The organism is Photobacterium sp. SKA34, from assembly GCF_000153325.1.
In the GTDB taxonomy this organism is placed as follows: Bacteria; Pseudomonadota; Gammaproteobacteria; order Enterobacterales; family Vibrionaceae; genus Photobacterium.
Map to the genome: position 1 here is coordinate 756960 of NZ_CH724141.1, position 18324 is coordinate 775283.

Annotated in this window: 14 protein-coding genes and 1 pseudogene; 3 read left to right on the top strand and 12 right to left on the bottom strand. The window is 39.4% G+C overall.

Annotated features, from left to right (window positions below; genetic code table 11):
• Positions 1-495 (bottom strand): alpha/beta hydrolase (locus tag SKA34_RS04930; RefSeq protein ID WP_006644409.1); only part of this gene is annotated, 495 nt, incomplete at its 3' end.
• A gap of 240 nt (positions 496-735) precedes the next feature.
• Here SKA34_RS04930 and SKA34_RS04935 point away from each other — a divergent pair.
• On the top strand, positions 736-1977 hold the full coding sequence (locus tag SKA34_RS04935; RefSeq protein ID WP_006644410.1) for an NAD(P)/FAD-dependent oxidoreductase: 1242 nt from the start codon (positions 736-738) through the stop codon (positions 1975-1977).
• A gap of 152 nt (positions 1978-2129) precedes the next feature.
• Positions 2130-2345 carry a YdcH family protein gene (locus SKA34_RS04940; RefSeq protein WP_006644411.1) on the top strand — a complete coding sequence of 72 codons (216 nt, stop codon included), beginning with the start codon at positions 2130-2132 and terminating at the stop codon, positions 2343-2345.
• 78 nt (positions 2346-2423) lie between these two features.
• On the opposite strand, the gene SKA34_RS04945 is transcribed toward SKA34_RS04940, so the two are convergent.
• From SKA34_RS04945 to gmtY, 7 genes are all read right to left on the bottom strand, one after another.
• Complete coding sequence (locus SKA34_RS04945; protein ID WP_304412099.1) at positions 2424-3848, bottom strand: sugar porter family MFS transporter; 1425 nt, start codon at positions 3846-3848, stop codon at positions 2424-2426.
• A 637-nt stretch (positions 3849-4485) separates the two neighbouring features.
• Positions 4486-5556: a hypothetical protein gene (locus SKA34_RS04950; RefSeq protein WP_006644413.1), complete on the bottom strand. Its 1071-nt coding sequence runs from the start codon at positions 5554-5556 to the stop codon at positions 4486-4488.
• A gap of 774 nt (positions 5557-6330) precedes the next feature.
• Entirely contained in the window at positions 6331-6552 is a 222-nt protein-coding gene (locus SKA34_RS04955) for a VF530 family DNA-binding protein (RefSeq protein WP_005366553.1), read from the bottom strand.
• A 40-nt stretch (positions 6553-6592) separates the two neighbouring features.
• Positions 6593-7770, bottom strand: a protein-coding gene (locus SKA34_RS04960) for an IS3 family transposase (RefSeq protein WP_086004105.1) whose coding sequence is annotated in 2 segments (ribosomal slippage) — positions 6593-7512 and positions 7512-7770 — 1179 coding nt in all. Because the reading frame shifts where the segments join, the coding sequence is not laid out codon by codon here.
• Between the two features lie 116 nt (positions 7771-7886).
• Entirely contained in the window at positions 7887-8558 is a 672-nt protein-coding gene (gene gmtX / locus SKA34_RS04970) for a gamma-mobile-trio protein GmtX (protein ID WP_006644414.1), read from the bottom strand.
• Entirely contained in the window at positions 8548-11184 is a 2637-nt protein-coding gene (locus SKA34_RS04975; RefSeq protein ID WP_006644415.1) for an integrase family protein, read from the bottom strand. Before SKA34_RS04975 ends, gmtX begins: the two co-directional genes overlap by 11 nt.
• Positions 11174-12661 (bottom strand): gamma-mobile-trio recombinase GmtY, encoded by a 1488-nt coding sequence (gene gmtY / locus SKA34_RS04980; protein WP_006644416.1) that lies wholly within the window; start codon positions 12659-12661, stop codon positions 11174-11176. Before gmtY ends, SKA34_RS04975 begins: the two co-directional genes overlap by 11 nt.
• A 305-nt stretch (positions 12662-12966) precedes the next feature.
• On the opposite strand from gmtY, the gene SKA34_RS04985 reads away from it, so the two are divergent.
• Entirely contained in the window at positions 12967-13869 is a 903-nt protein-coding gene (locus SKA34_RS04985) for an EamA family transporter (RefSeq protein ID WP_006644417.1), read from the top strand.
• A gap of 121 nt (positions 13870-13990) precedes the next feature.
• Here the strand turns inward: SKA34_RS04985 and SKA34_RS04990 are convergent, their stop codons facing one another.
• From SKA34_RS04990 to trpS, 4 genes and pseudogenes are all read right to left on the bottom strand, one after another.
• The gene (locus tag SKA34_RS04990; protein WP_006644418.1) at positions 13991-14563 is read right to left on the bottom strand and encodes a DUF2913 family protein; all 573 of its coding nucleotides are present in this window, start codon (positions 14561-14563) and stop codon (positions 13991-13993) included.
• Positions 14564-14843: 280 nt separating this feature from the next.
• Positions 14844-15188, bottom strand: a complete 345-nt coding sequence (locus SKA34_RS04995) for a hypothetical protein (RefSeq protein WP_006644419.1) — start codon at positions 15186-15188, stop codon at positions 14844-14846.
• 92 nt (positions 15189-15280) lie between these two features.
• The gene (locus SKA34_RS05000) at positions 15281-16939 is read right to left on the bottom strand and encodes a VRR-NUC domain-containing protein (protein WP_006644420.1); all 1659 of its coding nucleotides are present in this window, start codon (positions 16937-16939) and stop codon (positions 15281-15283) included.
• Positions 16940-17039: 100 nt separating this feature from the next.
• Positions 17040-18055, bottom strand: a pseudogene (gene trpS, locus SKA34_RS05005) (tryptophan--tRNA ligase).
• Positions 18056-18324 lie beyond the last annotated feature (269 nt).

Here is an 18324-nt window from a genome sequence, read left to right on the forward strand (position 1 = left end):
GGGGGAGTCGAGAATAATACCGTCAATTTCAATGGGATTATCAGCCCAAGCCCGTAAAAAGATATTACTGCCAGTAGAGGTGGCGACAACAAATAACGGCTGGTGGTTATATTGATTGATGTAATTGAGGATAGAAATAGCATCAAGGTATGCATCTTTATCTGTTGCCTTTCCTGTTGAGTGACCAAAGCCTGAATAGTCGAAAGTGATAACGTTAAAACCATAATCTGTCAGCCATGCGACTTTTTCTTGGGTTTGCTCCATTTGTCCACTGTTGCCATGAAAGTGAACCACAGTGCCGCGAGGATCGGCTGACGATATAGAAGAAATAGTTGGATGATAATAGCGATAAGCAATTTTATTGCCAGAGAGCGAATCAAGCCAAACGACCTCTTTACCTGGCTTATCATTATTTGATGGTGAGAAAAATGCTTGGTTTGCACAACCAGATATAAAAGGAAGTAGTAATAGGGTCAGAAGCAAAAAAGAATTCATGGGGATCTTCCTGATTTGTCATGACACATTATTAAGTGTAAGCCTTAAAACAAAAATGAGATCTATCCTTAGAAAAAACAGTACCTCTAATTGCTGCTTTTTAAAATAAAGCTATCCCCTTTGTATGGTGTTAAGAAATAACTTTGTTAAACTCTGCGCTGATAATATATCCAAACAGATCGTTGCTTCTTATCTCACTCCTGTTAGGTAAGACACTTATGGCGTAAACTAAAGGAAAAGATGTTGAACAGTAGACAACGTACCCAAGTTGCGATTATTGGCGCAGGCCCATCAGGCTCTGTTGCAGCAGCCTTGTTAAATCAAAATAATATTGATGTTGTTGTCTTAGAGAAAAACACTTTTCCTCGTTTTTCTATCGGCGAAAGCTTATTACCTGCCTGTATGGAAGTGATCAAAAAAGCCAATATGCTCGATGCAGTAATAGGCGCTGATTTTCAATATAAAAATGGTGCCGCATTTCGTCGTCGCGATATCTACACAGCGTTTGATTTTCGCGATAAATTTACAGCAGGTACTGGTACGACTTACCAAGTACAACGTGGTAACTTTGATAAAGTCTTAGCCGATGAAGCGTCCAAGCAAGGGGTTGAGATTCGCTATCAACACAGCGTAGACGCAATTGAATGTAGTGACACTAGCTCAGTTATTACGGTTCATGATGAGTTAGTAGGGCAAACCTACGAGTTAGAAGCAGACTTTATTTTAGATGCCAGTGGTTTTGGACGTGTATTACCGCGTTTACTCGATTTAGAGTTGCCGTCTTGTTTACCTGTGCGTCATGCTATTTTCACCCATGTGGTGGATCATATTGAAGACAGTGGTGTTGAGCATGATCGTGAAAAGATTCTAATTTCCGTACATCCAACCAATGAAGATGTGTGGTTTTGGCTTATTCCGTTTAGCAATGGTACTTGCTCACTAGGTGTGGTGGCAGAGCCTGAATTTTTAGCCCAATACGATGCTGATGAAAAAACAGCACTGCAGCAAATTGTGGCGCAAGAGCCAACATTAAATAAGCTGCTCAGCAAAGCAGAATACGCGAATCCTGCTGCGCAAATTGGCGGTTATTCTGCCAATGTAAAACACCTAGCGACGAATAACTATGCGTTATTAGGCAATGCGGGGGAGTTTTTAGACCCTGTGTTTTCATCAGGCGTGACCATTGCAATGCAATCGGCAGATTTGGTCGTTAGCGCCTTATTGAAGCAATTAGCAGGCAATGACGTTAATTGGCAGCAAGAATATGCCGATAAATTAATGATAGGCGTAAATACCTTCCGTACCTATGTAGAAGGTTGGTACTCTGGTGAATTGCAAAAAGTGATTTTCTATACCGATCCCGATCCTAAAATAAAACAAATGGTGTGCTCGATTTTGGCAGGTTATGCATGGGATCAGAAAAATCCGTTTGTTTCTCAACCTGAACGCCGCTTAAAAACCCTCGCTGAAATTTGTAGTTAAGACGCCTTGCGCCTATTTCAAGCCATATTCAATGGCTTGAAATAGTAATATTGTTTTTCATAAATAGAGCAGAAAAAGCGTGATTTTTGTCTTAATTTAATTAGATAGAAGGCGTATAACTAAGACATAAGCTATTTTTGAGGAGAGTTACGATGTTTCCAGAATACAAAGAATTAATCGATTCTTTAAAAGGTAAAGAAGTTGCTTTTGATCGTCTATACGATAAACACAGCGAGCTTAATGCTGAAATTGAAAAGATGACAGCGAAAGACGGTTACGACGAAGATATTATTGATAAGCTTAAAAAAGAAAAACTATTGCTTAAAGATGAAATCTTGGCTTATTTGAAAAGTGTAGAAGTAAAATAAAACTGTATTTTTATCGTCTTAAAAAGAAACAGAAAAGATAATCGCGAGCTTTTCTTTTCTGTTTCTACATTGGACGTATTATTTTTTTCCAAGTTTAGACAAAGGTACACCAGTCATTAGGTTTTGCTCAATCTTCTCCAGACTAATCCCTTTTGTTTCAGGGATTAAGATAAGGGTAACAAAAAGGAAGATTATATTAAGCACAGCATAAAGCCAGAACGTTTGCGAATTTCCGAGTACCTGTAAGAAAGTAAGGAAAGTAGCGCCAACAATCATGTTTGCAATCCAGTTAGTTGCAGTACTCACAGTTATGCCAAAGTCACGTGCTTTCAGTGGCTGAATTTCAGAGCATAATACCCAAATAAGCGGACCTGCACTCATTGCAAAACCAACGATAAAGATAAGTAAAACGAAGGCTGCGAAATATTGTTCGAAAGATGTTGTTACTCCTTGGTTTAAAAGAAAACCTAATGTAGCCATACTCGCAGACATGACTAAAAAGCCAAGTTTCAAAATTGGTTTACGACCTAACTTATCAACTAAACCTATCGCAATAAAGGTCGCAAATACATTCACTAAACCTACGATCACAGTTCCCCACATTTGTTGTTCAGTACTTGCAAAGCCGGCAATCTTGAAGATTTTTGGTGCGTAATACATAATTACGTTCATACCAGTAAACTGTTGCATTACCTGCAATGTGACACCTAAATAAACAGCTCGGCGACAATTACGATTGGTTTTAAATAATGACCAGCCACTTTGTTTTACCTTTAAACTTTCACGAATAGCGTCGAGTTCATGTTTTGCAGTCTCATCACTACCACGCAATAATTCAAGCACTTCCTTTGCTTCAGTATGACGCCCTTTTAAAGCTAACCAACGTGGGCTTCGAGGTAGCATAAGTACGCCAATTAATAAAATTAAAGCTGGTACTGTAATCACACCTAACATCCAGCGCCATTGTCCCTCATAGCTAAAAGCGGTATCAGACAAAAAGGCAACGACGATACCAATAGTAATCATCAATTGATACATGGAGATTAAGCTACCACGCAGTTTTTGTGGCGCAATTTCAGACAAATATAATGGGGCAGTGAATGAAGCAACGCCTACAGCTAGTCCGAGGAAAATACGAAATATAATTAATATTTCAGTGTTATTCGCTAATGCACAGCCCAAAGAACCTATCGTAAATAATATTGAAGCAACAACTAAGCTATATTTACGACCAAACTTGTTTGATAGCGGTCCAGAGCCAATCGCACCAAAAGCGGCTCCAAACATCATTGAACTAACAACCCACTCTTGTGTGTGTGTCGCTAAACCGAATTCTTTAGCAATAAAAGGCAACGCGCCAGAAATCACACCAATGTCTAGGCCAAATAATAAGCCCGCTAATGCCGCAATAAGACAGGCAATAAAGACATTTTTATTGAGGTCACTTTTTTCTAAAGAAAGCGTTCCATTGGATCGCTCTTCTGTTATTACTGTCGCCATCATTGAGTCCCTTTATTGGATATTTGGCTGAAACAGATTCAAAAAGTAAAGTAGGTAATCCCTTCCAATGAATGGCCCCTTTAGTTTACTGCTTGAAACTGTTTAAGCACTTTTATCATATTCATAATTTTATTTTTTTAGACTTAACATGAGAGTCGTCTCTGTCTTAGATTTGATCTTTTGACATCGATACAGCGATCACATGCTCAATCATTGAGTGTAATGGTAACGTTTACATTAAGTTTTCAAAGTGACAAGAATCACATATAGAGACATTGTAATAATCATAAGTATGCATACTTTTAGATTGTAATTACTTTGCTTTACCCTAGATTTATTTATTGCGTTAGTCGTTTGGTAAAATCTTTTGAATTGGGACGACGATCTTTATCAGATGATTAAAGGGGAGTGTTATTAGGTTATTGTATAAGGCGAGGATAAGCTGCCTTTAAAAATACGGCTTTTACTATCGGAGTGTTAATTTGACTTTATATTATTTACTATGAGTAGTATTGCTGAGCCTAAGTTAAATCCTCTCCCAAAAAATAGGTCTTGAGAGAGGTAGGTATTGCATGTATACCGAGTAGAGCGTTTAAAGGGCTCTAATTTGATATAAGACTATAAACGATTTAAGACTGGGTTATTTCGTTATATGTGAGTGCAATTTATAGCCGTAAGTATTGTTATTATTATCATTATCTGAACCAAAAAACATTCCTTTCTGTATGCCGTAACCTGTTATTCCTTCAATTTTATCTTCTTTGAAATCAGCAATCTTATCAATATTAACCTTACTGTCAGGTCCAAGTGCTTCCATAAATGGTGTACTCTCAAGTTTAAAGGCTTTGCTACTTCGATATAATGTTGAGCGATGAACGGTTGTCTTATTATCAAAGGAAGCGGCGCCATAAAGAAGATGATCTTGAGTACTATAGAAAAGATCTGAAATATTACGATTGGTTCTCCAATCTTGAGGAGCTTTAATTTCACCAACTTGTTTTAATTCTAGCGTCTCGGAATCAGGGGCTGTAAAGTCGTTAGAGTTTATGCTATCCCAGTATAACTTTCCTGACTCTCTATCTCCTAGCAGGATATTATAGTTGTCAGTCCCATCATTAGCTTTTGCACAAGCTAGGCCTTCAAAATTAACATTTGCAAAGTCTTTTGGATTATTAGCGATATTATAAACTTTTGTAATTTCTAAAATACCATTTATTAATCCATCAGGATCTAATGATGCACTTCGGTGGATAAGGAAAATGCGACCATAAAGGTAATTATCGGTGTTCTTGTCATGGAAATAACCACTTTCAGCGGCTAAATAATAGTCGTTATTTAATTTACAGATAGATTCAAGGTCATTTCCTATAGTGTTACCATTCCATTCAACCTGTTGTGCATTATCCATCTCTTCAACAATCGGTTGGTCATTTTTATCTATATGTAACAAGGCAAACCTTGATTTATTTTCTTCGTTGGATGTATGTTTATTGTCTAGAACGGCTAAGACATAATTATGAAGATTATCTTTACTATCTTCGCTGTTATTCCCTAACGCTAGCCCACTTATTGATTGGCCGATTGGCCCACTAACTTGAATGTCTTTAGTAGTTGTATCTGAACTAGAGTTAGAATCTGAACCGCCACAGCCTGTTAATAAAGTAGCTGAAACCAATAGCCACAGTAAATTTTTTTTATATTTACAATTCATAATTTAGTTATCTTTTTTATTCGATGGTTATATAGAAGTGAACCTTCATTAATCTATTACGCAGCAATAGATTTCCTAAAAATATCATTTATCTTTTGAATGATTGCTGAATTAATATCAATGCGTTAAAAATTAATAGATTAAGAGATTGATAAGTAATTAAATCCAAATATTAGATTGTTGAATTAATATCTATTTTTATAGTTAAACAACTAATAAAGTTAAATTAGATAGTTGAATTCTAAATTATTGTTTTTAGGTTTAATATAAACCATCGGTGTATATTTATTTATTTATATTGATGCTCGAGATGAGTGCTTTTATATTCTAGTATTTCGAAAAGTTATTCAATACGATTTTCTATCGATAGCAGAGATTTTTAGCACTAGGTAGTAATACTTACCTTCTACACCTTTTCTTGAAATTAATGTAATAGGAAAAGTTAGCTGAAGTAAATGTACTTTGATCCCGCCGTAAACAAACCTACTATCAGGTTTGTTTTAATTTCAACGAAAGAGGACTTGCCTTCGAGTCATTCCCTTCAGTGAATTTCCCGTTGAACTTCTTCACCTCAATCAAAGACGGTTTTCATCGGTTGCTATTTTGTCGACTTATGTAGTTCAAACTGAAAACTTTAGCAGTGCTTTTTTTCTAGCGAGTCGTCATCATACCGTTAGCCAAATATTTTGATGGTGTGTTGTTGGAAACTACGAAGAATCGAGGGGAGAGGCATACTTTACTTTTGTATTGGTTAAAGCGCGTATGCCAATCGAGTTATTTACAAAAAGTCTCAATATATAAGGCTTCTACTTTGTCTCTTGCCCATTGAGTTTTGCGTAAAAACTTTAAAGACGACTTAATAGAAGGATCGCTGTAAAAACAGTTAATTTTGATTCTTGCATCCAGCCCTTCCCATCCGTAATGCTCTTGTAAACGTACAAGGATTTTTTCTAACGTTAAACCGTGTAATGGGTTGTTGATTTGCTCTTGGCTCATGATTGAGTTTTCCTACCATCGCGAAGTCTGTCTGTAGTGGTCAACTAAAATTGGCCACGGTTTTAGAGTTTTCCCAATATAATCGTTCTGATTCGTTGGGAGTTAGGCCGCCATTATATTGATGCGGCCTGAGTTGACAGTAATACCCGATAATGTAGCGGATGATCTCTTGTTGAGCTTCAGCAAAACTACGATAACCCACTGTTGGCACCCATTCGGTCTTTAAGCTTCTAAAGAAACGCTCCATTGGTGCATTATCCCAGCAATTTCCTCGGCGAGATAAACTCTGTTTTATCTTAAAACGCCACAGTAATTGACGGTACTTTCGACTTGTATAGTGGCTACCTTGATCGCTGTGGAACATGACGCCTTTCGGCTTACCACGCGACTCATAAGCCATTGAAAGAGCTTTGCCTGTCAGACTGGAATCAGGTGATAAAGACATCGACCAACCAATCACTTTGCGGGCAAAAAGATCAATAACAACCGCTAAATACATCCAGCGATTTCCTGTCCAAATATACGTAACATCACCAACCCAAACTTCATTTGGGGCGGTAACAGCAAACTGTCGGCCCAAGTGATTTGGAACCTCAACATGTTCTTGAGAAGCCTTTCTGTATCGATGCTTTGGCTGTTGGCAACTGACTAAACCAAGCTCTCTCATGAGTTTTGTTGCTCGGTATCGGCTCAGTTTTAAACCCTGATTTGTGACTATATCTGCAATAGTCCTCGCTCCCGCAGAGGCGTTGCTTGCTGCGTGGGCCTCACTAACTAAGCTGCGAAGTTTGACTGTTTCCGCCCTAATCGCTGTTGGACGCTTTAGCCAATAGTTATAACTACTTCGATGAACATTGAAGACTTCGCATAATGTTTTTACGCTATAGCTCTGCTTGAGTTTCTTGATCATCAAGAATTGTTCAGTGAGTCCGACATCAACAGAGCCGTGGCTTTTTTTAATATTTCATTATGCTCTTCAAGACGAGCTAACTTCTTTTTTAATTCCCGAATTTCTATTTGCTCAGGGGTCATAGGCGAAGCTTTTGGCGTTTTGCCTTGTCGTTCTTGTTTAAGCTGACGAACCCATTTATCCATCGTGGATTTACCCACATTCATGGCTTGGGCGGCTTCTGCCACTGAGTAATTTTGATCAATCACTAACTGTGAAGCCTCGAGCTTGAATTCTGCGCTGAATAGTCGTCTTGTACGATTTGTCATAGTGTCACCTGTTAACGTATGAAGTGATGATATCACCTCTAACTAAGTGACCAAATTCACTATGCCACTACAGTTATGAGTTAGGAAGCTAGGCATTAAGCTTCCTACATCAACCTCTATACCTGAGCCAAAACTTTCTGAATAGCCAACACGAACCCATTCTTAAACAGAGGACGACCATCTTCGTCTTTGACCGCTCCATATTTGGATACTGTCCAACCTCGCTGTGCCATTTTGTCTTCGTTGATGGCATCTTCCAAAGCCTCAATGTCACCTTGCAGTAGGACACCATCTAACGATGGTAACACTTCAACGTCTTGATGAACCTGTTCAGCATGGGTGAATTGATTGGGGCGCATATCTACAACGACTTCCGCATTTTGTTTAAGGATACGGTTTTCAGCTTTTAGCTTATTTTTTTCGGCAATGATTTGACCAAAGACAGCTCTCATAGCAGGGTCATCTAATCGCTTTAACAAGTCCATATCAGACGGTGTATCGAGTTTTCTGGACTGAGGCAAAGGCGGCTTTTTCATTGTGGTATTGGCTTTGGTCGCCCATGCATCAATCAATAAACGAAAATGCTCACCTGTTTTGTTACGGATGCTAACTGTACCAACACCGCCTTGGGCTTTTGATACTCGACCAATTGTGGCAATGGAGTAATCTTTTTCACCTGCATTAAATCGAGTTTCTAATAAAGCATTTAGCTTATCTAAAGATTCTTGTGTACGGCTGGTTTTACCCGTTTTAAGGTCATTTAAAATAACGTTAATATCAACCTGCACTTGGGAAGTCTCCTTTAACCACATTGGAAGTCAACGATTTAATTGAAATGCCATCTACAGGCGTATTGATGCTGTTTTCTAAAGCATGAATACCTGTTTCGAGTAGCTTGCTGTCTGCCATAAATTGCCCTAGCTCTAGGTAATTGGCGACTTGTTTATATCCATCCAATTTATCTGTTGGATTGGCTTGTAGAGCCATTTGGCGCATCATGGCGTTGGCAGCAATAAGTTGCTGGTCTTTATCAAGCATGAGTAGTTGTGGCATATAGCCCTTACGCATCATGAATCGACTTAGGCTCTGCGTTCTACGTTCGATAGTCGGTGTTTTCTTAACATCATCGAGCATGTCAGGGTAAAACTCGGCATCCTCACAGAGCAAAGCAAGTTGCAATAGCTCTGATTCGGTTTCCATGAAGCCCACTTTAATGTCGCTTTCTGAGCCAACCGCAACGAGTTTATTGGCGGTATCGCTCTCAGTGCGCCCTTGCTCGATTTCAATAATGCGACGAATCAAACCAAAGGTCGCAATCCAATCTTTCGTGTATTCATCAGCTTCAACCAATTGCTTCTCATATCGACGTTGAAGTGCTTGTAATTCATTATGTTGAGTAAACGGCTTGCCCTCAGATTCCGCTTCGTATTTGAGTTCATCCATTTTCTCAATTTCGCCCTCTAACTTGACCGCTAAATTAGCCGCTTCGTGAGATTTATAACTCATAAAGTTCAGGTGAGCATTGAGTTCAGGAAGATAGCGCGCATCGGTAATGAACCAACGACAACGGGGACAATTTTCAAAGCCGTGAGGGACTGAGGCATAAACTCGTTGTGCTGCATCTCTTGCGTCTTTTAATAACTCACCGCCATTCCAACAGCCTGCAACTGTGTTAGTTTCATCAGAGCGAACTGTATTACCACCCGCTAAACACATACCAATATGACGTTTTTCCCATCCCATCGGGTTTCGATTAACGAGTGCTGCTTCAACGGATTGACCATCGTTATACGCCATTTTGCATTCGATTTGGCGCATTTCAGCATCTTTTAGGAATGTGCGAACGCTTTCTTGTGATTTATCATCAAGCAGTCTATCCGCTTCGGTCATTTTCTCTTTCATTACAGCAGGGGTAAGCTTGGTGTAATAGACCGTCATAATAATGCGTGAATGACCAGCCAACAGCTTTGATACCACAGGCAAGGGTAACTTTGCATCCATGATGTAACAGGTAATCAGAGAGACACGGAGGCTATGCAAGGGAAACTCAGTTTTAACTTTAGGCTCATTATAATCTTCACCATAATCGTGGACTAATCGCAGTGCCGCCCCGTCTGATAAGGTATCACCAGAAACTAAAAGATGTTGCTCAAGTTGTAGGAGCAGTTTGTACCAAAGTTTTTGAATTGGATTATCTTGAATAGGTTTACTTCTATCTTCTTGCTTTCTTGCTGAGGCATCACGAAACAGAAAACAACTGTGACCCATTGGGCTTAAATAGGCTTTTGATTTCTGGTTTCCAGTGTGCTTTTTCTCTAACGTAGTACAGTCCGTCGGCTTGCTTATTGGGTTGTATTTCTCTTGCCAGTTACGCAGTTTTTCAAGCCAATACAACACATCTTCATTTTGCCACGGGATTTCATAACCCCGCTCAAATTCATCCTTGTTTTGGTCTGCGGTTTTGTTTGTGCTGATGTACAAGCCCGTTGATTCAAGCCCTGTCGCATTGTCTTTAAACTGGCGGAATACGCCTTTGCTGTAGTGATTTAAGGCAAAGCCATGCGGGTTTTTAATCCATTTTCCCTTTTCATAGCGAAGTGTATCGGCTTCACCACTATCGAGCATTCGCACCTGATAGGTACGCAGTGGTAGATGCAGCTTAATGAGCAGTACCATGCTGACGACAGGCGACCAGATTTGATGGATAACCGTGGAAACAGCAGTTTTCCCCCCTTTAGGTATACGTAAAACTTCTTTGCTGCGCCACACACAATCAGGGTCGTTTTTATCAATCAGGCTTTCATCGACTTCAAACCAATCGCCACCTTTTTGTCCATGTCCTGTCTGCTCTTGCGCCCACGTCCAATCCGAAAAGTGTCCTCTTGGCTTGGGGCATAAGATATGGCGCAAATCACAAATATAACGATATGGCAGTGGGTTATGAACAGTTTCGGTGTAGTTGCCTTTCTGCTTTACTCGCTCAAAAGGGGTGGCGTACAAGGGGATAGCTTTGCCGTTATCGTTTTTCTCGCTGAAATGAGCTTCTAACACCCAGTCGATGAAGTGTTTGCAATGATTCAATAGTACTGATGTACTTCTATTATCACCACGATTACTCTTTTCTAGCACAACACGTTTCAATTCATCGGTTGAGGCTTGCCAGCCATCCTTACCCTCAAAGAAGCTCGCCACATCGGAGGTAAAAGGCACAGTGTCAACGAGGTAAAGGTCGAGAAACACACACAAAGCATCAAGTTTGTTTGCCGTTGCTGCATCTTGAGTGTTAATCCATTCTTCTGCCAACTGCCGCCATGTTTCCCATTGTTTGCCGTGATTATTTACCAGCCACTGCAAGGTGAAATCACTAGAGCGACCATCAATCTTTTTCTTTCTAGGTGTCGTTTTAGTAGCCATTGCGCTTTCCTAATTTTGGATTTTCACCTGTGAACAGCCCATCGGGGTCAATGTCGTTAAAACCATATTCGGTTAACACTTCCCAACTCGGTGTACCGACTTGCTCAACGGGTTCTGTTGGGTTTAGGAGTTGTTGCGTTGCTGCATTTAAGCAACTTGTCACTTCTTTTGCTGTTGGTGTGGTATACACCGCTTGCGACTCTAAAGAGGCATGGTGTAAACATTTCTTAATCACAATTTCTGATACGCCAGCTTTACGTAGCCGTCTGCCGTAGCTGTGTCGGTGTGAGTGAGGGGATAAGCCATCGTCTTTACACGGCTTTAGCCCAATACGCTTTAAGCCATTACGGTAGCTATCGTGGAACGCATTAAGCGTATAGGGATTGCCTGTATGTTCACGGTGGAAGCTCACAAAGGCATAAGGATGATTGCGCTCAACACCCGTCAGAAATCGAGTGTAGTCTTGCCAAAGTTTGGCAAAGACTTCACCAAAGACAGTCGGAAACCAGTGAACGTCCAGATATTCATCTTTGCTGTCGGTGACTCGACTTTTCCAGCCCACACGTTTCTTACCCATGAGATCATTGCGGGGACTTAGTGCGTATTTCTCTTTAAGATAAGCAGCACGAGTTGTTTTACCTGAGCGTCCACGCCAGTTATTTGGGGCTTTACCGTCCTCTGGATGATAGATACGAACCATTACGCTATCAGGGTTAGACGGGTCGATTAAGACATCTTCAAGCCACAGGTGTAAAGCCTCTGACTCTCGCAAACCCCCGCCATGCATGAGCAGTAAAATCAATTGGTCACGTAATGCAACCCTACGGTCTACAGCACCGCCTAAACCATCGAAGTAAAACGCTTCAAAGTAACGCTCAGGAAACTCTATTGCATCTTGTGACTGCTTACCCAAGGGGCGTTTACCTTGAACGCTACGAGCATAACGGACGGTTGAGTTAATGTGCTTATCTTTGATGTGACCAAGGAAGTTATGTTGATTTTTACGAAACCAAGCAGCGTAGTTAAGGCGTTGTGTCAAACTGTCAGCCTCAACCAGTGGATTCATGGAGGTCGCACCGTGTTTATCAGCTAACCAGTCAGTCACTTTACTTAGGGCATTAATGTGTAATCGGGCAACTTGCTTGCTGCAAGGCAACCAATACAACCCCGACGGATCTAAACCATCATCACCAATCGTGCCTGTGTATAACCGACTACTGAAATTCTCAAATAAGGATTGTGGAGAGTCAAAACCACTAGTGTTAGCAGCCATGTATTCAAGTAGAAGTTGCGTTGCCTTAACGTAATTACTAATGGTTGATTGGCTCATACCATCACGTTTCAACTTCAAAACAAATTCAACCAATGGTTTTACTGGCTCTTTATTCTTATCAAGCAATACAGGTATCTCAGTAAACACCCCTGAATCATCCTGAACTACCTTTGCATTAACCCTTACAACCTCCACCACACTCACTCTCTCTACCTTAATGACTTATGTAAATAATAGTAAAGTAACTAGATTTAACAACTAATAATAAATAAAAAAAAGACCTAAATTAATAGATCTTTTATAAGTCTTATATACTAATAGTCACTAGTAATAATATTTAAATATGCCCTTTAATTGACGGATAAATAACATAAAGAGAATATTTGGAAGCAATGCTTCACTCTTTCTAATTTTAACAAAACATTCAAATCATGTTTGACATAGCTTCTTACTAAATCCTTAAGCTGCGTTTTCAATAATACATATTCAATATCGAGTTGCCTGCTTACATGACTAGTTTTGCTATTGTTCTTGTTATTTTCTCATCATTTTTTCATGCTGGCTGGAATTTACTAGGTAAAAAAAATAAGGGTTCAAGTTTAGCCTTTTGTATTGCTGCAAGTAGTACGGTGTCGATACTACTTTTGCCTTATATTATTTGGTTTTTATTTACTATTGGTATCGGGAATTTCCCTTCTAATTTCTGGTGGCTCGCAATTTTAACGGGGATAGCGCAAGTCGTTTATATCATGGCACTCGTCAAGGCTTATCAATATGCCGATATTGGTATAATTTATCCTATGATAAGAGCTCTTCCTATACTGATAGTCGCGGTTATAACAACTTTACTTGGTCAATCATTGGTATGGTCACAGTGGTTTGGCTTTATTCTCATTACGCTTGGTTGTCTTATTATTCCATTGCAGCGATTTAAGCAGTTTGATGTAGGGGCTTATCTAAATAAGGGGGTCTTTTGGTCATTTATTGCTGCGTTTGGCACAACAGCATATTCTATTATTGATAAATCAGCACTGACCATTGCCACTCATGTTTCAGATTCTGTTTTGGCTAATCAATATACTGCGCTCTTTTATTTAGGGATACAGTTTACAATGATGCTTCCACCACTCCTGATTTGTTGTTGTTATAAATGTGATATTACACCCATCATACAAGCATGGAGAATGAAATATAGTGCTGGTTTGGCTGGGATAGTCATGGCTATAACTTATTGTTTAGTACTACAAGCGATGATAACCACTTCTAATGTCACCATTGTTGTTGCATTAAGACAAATCAGTATTGTGTTTGGTCTTATTATGGGGGTGATATTTTTAGGCGAAAGATGGTATTTAACTCGTAGCGTAGGGGTAGGCTTGATAGTACTAGGGCTTATCGCCTCATTGAGTTGAGGTAGTTATCATAGAAATTCTTATCTTATATTGTAAACAGTCCTATCGCTTTACTTGGGCAATAGGACTGCATTTTAGTTCTGATGATTGTTTGGATCTGAGAAGTTGAAGGTTATTCATTTTATAAACGGAATAGCTCAATTCTAAGGTGACTTTCATCTTCATATGCGATGACTGACTGGAATCCAGCACTTTTTTCGACGATTTCTGAAAAACGTTCTTTTAGCTTCTCATCACCAATAAAAAGGATTTGAGTTGATTTTGTCATCAAGCCATCTTCATCAAAGCTTGATGTTAGATCTTCGTCTACAACACATACCAAGACTTTGCCATAACGCGCATTAAGATCAATGGCATGTGCCAGTGAATACTGTGCTTTAGTATTCAGTTCTGTTTCGATCTCTTGAATAAGGGCAATAAACTGGTAGAGATCGGTTGAGCTCATTTGCTGCAAACGTTCGCGTTCTTGATTTAATGTTGCTTCGAAATCAGTATTTAGCTTTCTACCCATTTGTAGCCAGCTTTTCGTCGTCTTCTTTACAAGTCGATACTGGTGAGATTTAACGATTGGTTTTAGGTATTGAACCAATATATTATTTTTTTCTGCAAGGCTTAATCGTTTATCTAGTTTTTTGAATTCTAGGTGTAGTAAAGCGTGAGTACTAACGTTTAATAATAGTTCTGATTGGTTCATTCGAGTACCGAGTTGAAACAGGTATTAACAATAATATCATACTATTACAGAGGTAATAGTAGAGTCACATAGTGGGCCGTTTTTCAATGACGCTATACTAGCATGTTTGTTATAAGCGTGTCATAAACAAACAGTTACTGATAAAAAGTTTATATTTATAAGCGTGACGTAGGACTTACAGGGATTAATGACGTTAGCAAATAGCGTAATGTTAAGGTTTTAAACGTAGCAATAATGCCTATTATCGTTATTGAGTAATAGGCACTTACAATACGCATTATTAATGAGCGAACATTGTTTTTTCTGCAGGATTGGATGCGGCTAAATCACCTGCGGGGTTCAGTAAATGCGGTAGAATTTTGGGTAGATTTAGCTCGATATCCTTATCTATAACAGGATTAATTATTTTGTTGTACCAGCCAAGCAAGCCTAATACGGCATAGCCGATAGCGTCGTCACTATCACGGTGTTCAATAATGATTTGAAGAAAGCGAAGTATAGCCTTATTCGGTGTTTTTGCTTGTTCTAATGTTTCGTTATACACCGCAGTTGCTTCTGCGATTAGGCCTTCGTACTCAGTATCAATTGCGACCTTAAATGAGCCGCCATTTACAGTAATTTTCATTGTAAACATACCTGTTATTGCTAATCGCAGCATGGTAACGAATTTACGGCTGGCATTTATTACGCTAACGCAAAAAACATCTATTTATTAGCTTAGTCTTCGTTAGGATCTGCAAATGTAATATAAGCTACATGTGCGGGAATTCCATGTTGGTCAAAAAAAGCGAGCCAACGTAGCTGGTGGTCTTGTAACTTATCACCGGGTCCTTTGACTTCTACCCACTGATAACCAGTGTTGTTAAACATGATCAGATCTGGCATTCCTGAACGGTGGTGGCGTAAGTCTTTTAGTAATCGACGAAACATTACTGCTAATTGGGTAGGCGGTATATGGCTTAGTGCTAATGTAAGTGCTTGCTGACTAAATAGCTCCCAATGTACCCAGTAGTTAGAGATCCCTTGTTTTGTCTCAAAGTGTGTTTGCCAACCATCAAAGTGACCTTGTTCAATCGCTTGTAGGCGTTTATCAATTAATTCTTTTCGCTTGAGGTAAAACTCTGAACTGAACATATCTAGTGGCGCTAATTGGTAAGGATTAATAAAGCTGCCTTTGATGGGGGTAAAGATAATATCCCACATTGCTAACCCAAAAAGGCTGTTGAGAAATTGGTTCTCAAGATAGAACACCGTCCAACCTTGGGACTCAAAATAGCGAGCAGTACAGTGTTCAACCCTTTGGTGTTCAGGATTTGCAAGTTGCAGTTGTATAGCTTTTGGAGCAAACGTTTTTGGGGCCGTAAAAATTTGATTTACTGATTTTGCGAGCTTTTTCTCTAACCTAAGACTTACGCCGTATTCATCTTCATTTTTCGGATCATGCTGAATATTTTTCACTACATTATAGGCTGCTTGATATTGCTGCTGTGCCATGAGTATTCGTGCTTGTCGTTCACGGCTTGGTGCACGTTCAGTTTGGCGAAAGAGAGCAAGTGCAGCGTCATATTGATGGTTTCGCTCTAAATCTCGTGCAATATGATTGATAAGTTTTTGGCGTTTATTTTCGAGAGGCAACCATGAAGTAGCCTTTGGCAATAACGGTACAAGGGAAGAAATAGTATCGTAGTCTTTCGTTTCATGTGCACGCCAATATGAGTCAGACAGTTGGGTTAGGGCCAGCCATTGGTCGACTTGTTCTGTGGTGTGGAACAGTTGCGTGCTGGTATCAATCCGGTAATTTTCAAATTTATGTAGCCCTAAATCACTTAATACAAATTGGCTAAGATCTTGATGGCTATTACCAAAAAACAGCAATAGTAACTTTTCGAGCAGTGTTTGTTGTTGCACCATCACAAGTGGCTCGCTAATGATATTAAGCAAGTATTCACTATCATTATTGCTCTCTAACTTTAATAGTATTTCAGCTTTCTTATCTGTTTTTTCAATAAAGGTTGGGAATAAGTGCATTAGCTCTGGTTTGGTATAGAGTGAGAAAATATCACTGATGCTGATAACTTTCTGCTGGTGAAGAACGGTGATCTCTTGGCTAAGAAAATGAGCATGAATAAGCGTATTTTTGGCTAAGTCGATATCTTTAATCTCGCCATAATTGAGCTTGTTAAAACGAAATAAGATCCCTTTACGTGATAGTAAGCGGATCAGTAACATTTGCGCATCGGTTGAAAGCTGGTGGAAAGATTGCAACCAGTGCTTCTCATCAGTAGTTAATAATGAAGCATGATACTGCTCTACGGTTTTAAGCAAAGCCTTAAAGTTATGAAGGTAGTAATCTTGTTCGAGTTCGATGGTTGCCATATAACTGCACTATGTGATTGGACGGCTATGTTTATCTGAAAATCGAGTCAGTATAAACATAGCTTTCTTTATACCCAAGTTACTTAGCTATCGGAAACCATTAGAAAAGGTTAAGCCCAAATGCGCCTTTCACATCATGTAATACGAGCTGAGTTTCTTGATTGGCTTTTTCGGTGCCTTTTTTCAATACTTCAACTAAATATGCTTTATCATTTAAGTATTCTTCACGACGTTGACGAATAGGAGTGATTAAGTCTTGTAAGCACGCTTCTAAGATTTTCTTTGTTGTACCATCACCTAAACCACCACGTTGGTAATGCTCTTTTAGTTCAGCGACATAGTTTTGATCAGGGTGAAAAGCATCAAGATAGGTGAAGACAACATTACCTTCAATGTTACCCGAATCTTCAACGCGAAGGTGGTTAGGATCGGTGTACATTGATTTCACCGCTTGGTTAATTTGTTTGTAGTCTGCGCCTAACGTAATCGCATTTCCCATCGATTTAGACATTTTGTTTTTACCGTCAGTACTGGGTAGGCGTGCCACATTACTGAGTAGTGCTTGGCATTCCACTAAGATCTCTTTTCCGGCAATATGGTTAACTTTCCTAACGATTTCATTGGTTTGTTCTAGCATCGGTAATTGATCATTACCCACAGGGATCAAATTAGCTTTGAATGCCGTAATATCAGCCGCTTGAGAAATAGGATAAGTTAAAAATCCGGCAGGGATTGAACGGCCAAATGCTTTAGATTGAATTTCATTTTTAACGGTTGGGTTACGTTCAAGACGAGAAATCGAGACCAAGTTTGAATAGTACATGGTCAGCTCAGCCAATGCTGGTAGTGATGACTGCAAACAAATGGTGGTTAAGTTGGGATCGATACCTATAGCAAGGTAATCTGCGACCACGTTTAAAATATTAGAAGCGACTTTCTGTGGGCTATGCCCATTATCAGTAAGCCCTGCATATCAGCAACAAGAATGGTTTGTTGATACTGATGCTGTAGTTGAATTCGTTGCTGAAGGGAACCCACATAGTGACCAAGGTGAAGTGGACCTGTTGCGCGATCGCCTGTAAGAATCACATTAGTGCTTTGAATTGATGTTGTCATAGTATTCTCCAGAAACTAATAGTTGCTACCGAAGAGGACTCAAACAAGATAATAATTGTTCATTGCAAACCTTCCGGCAGCGTATGAACATAAAAATAAGGTATGTTAGTTCAGCGCCGCTCTAGTAAGAGCGCCACCAACAAAGAAGGGAGAGAGATGTACTTAATCGTAATGCCATAAAAAAATAATATTCCTCAAATGTTATTATATCAAGCGCTTTATGCTTTACTTTGTTTATTAAAATTGAAAACTAACCACTGATTTTTTGA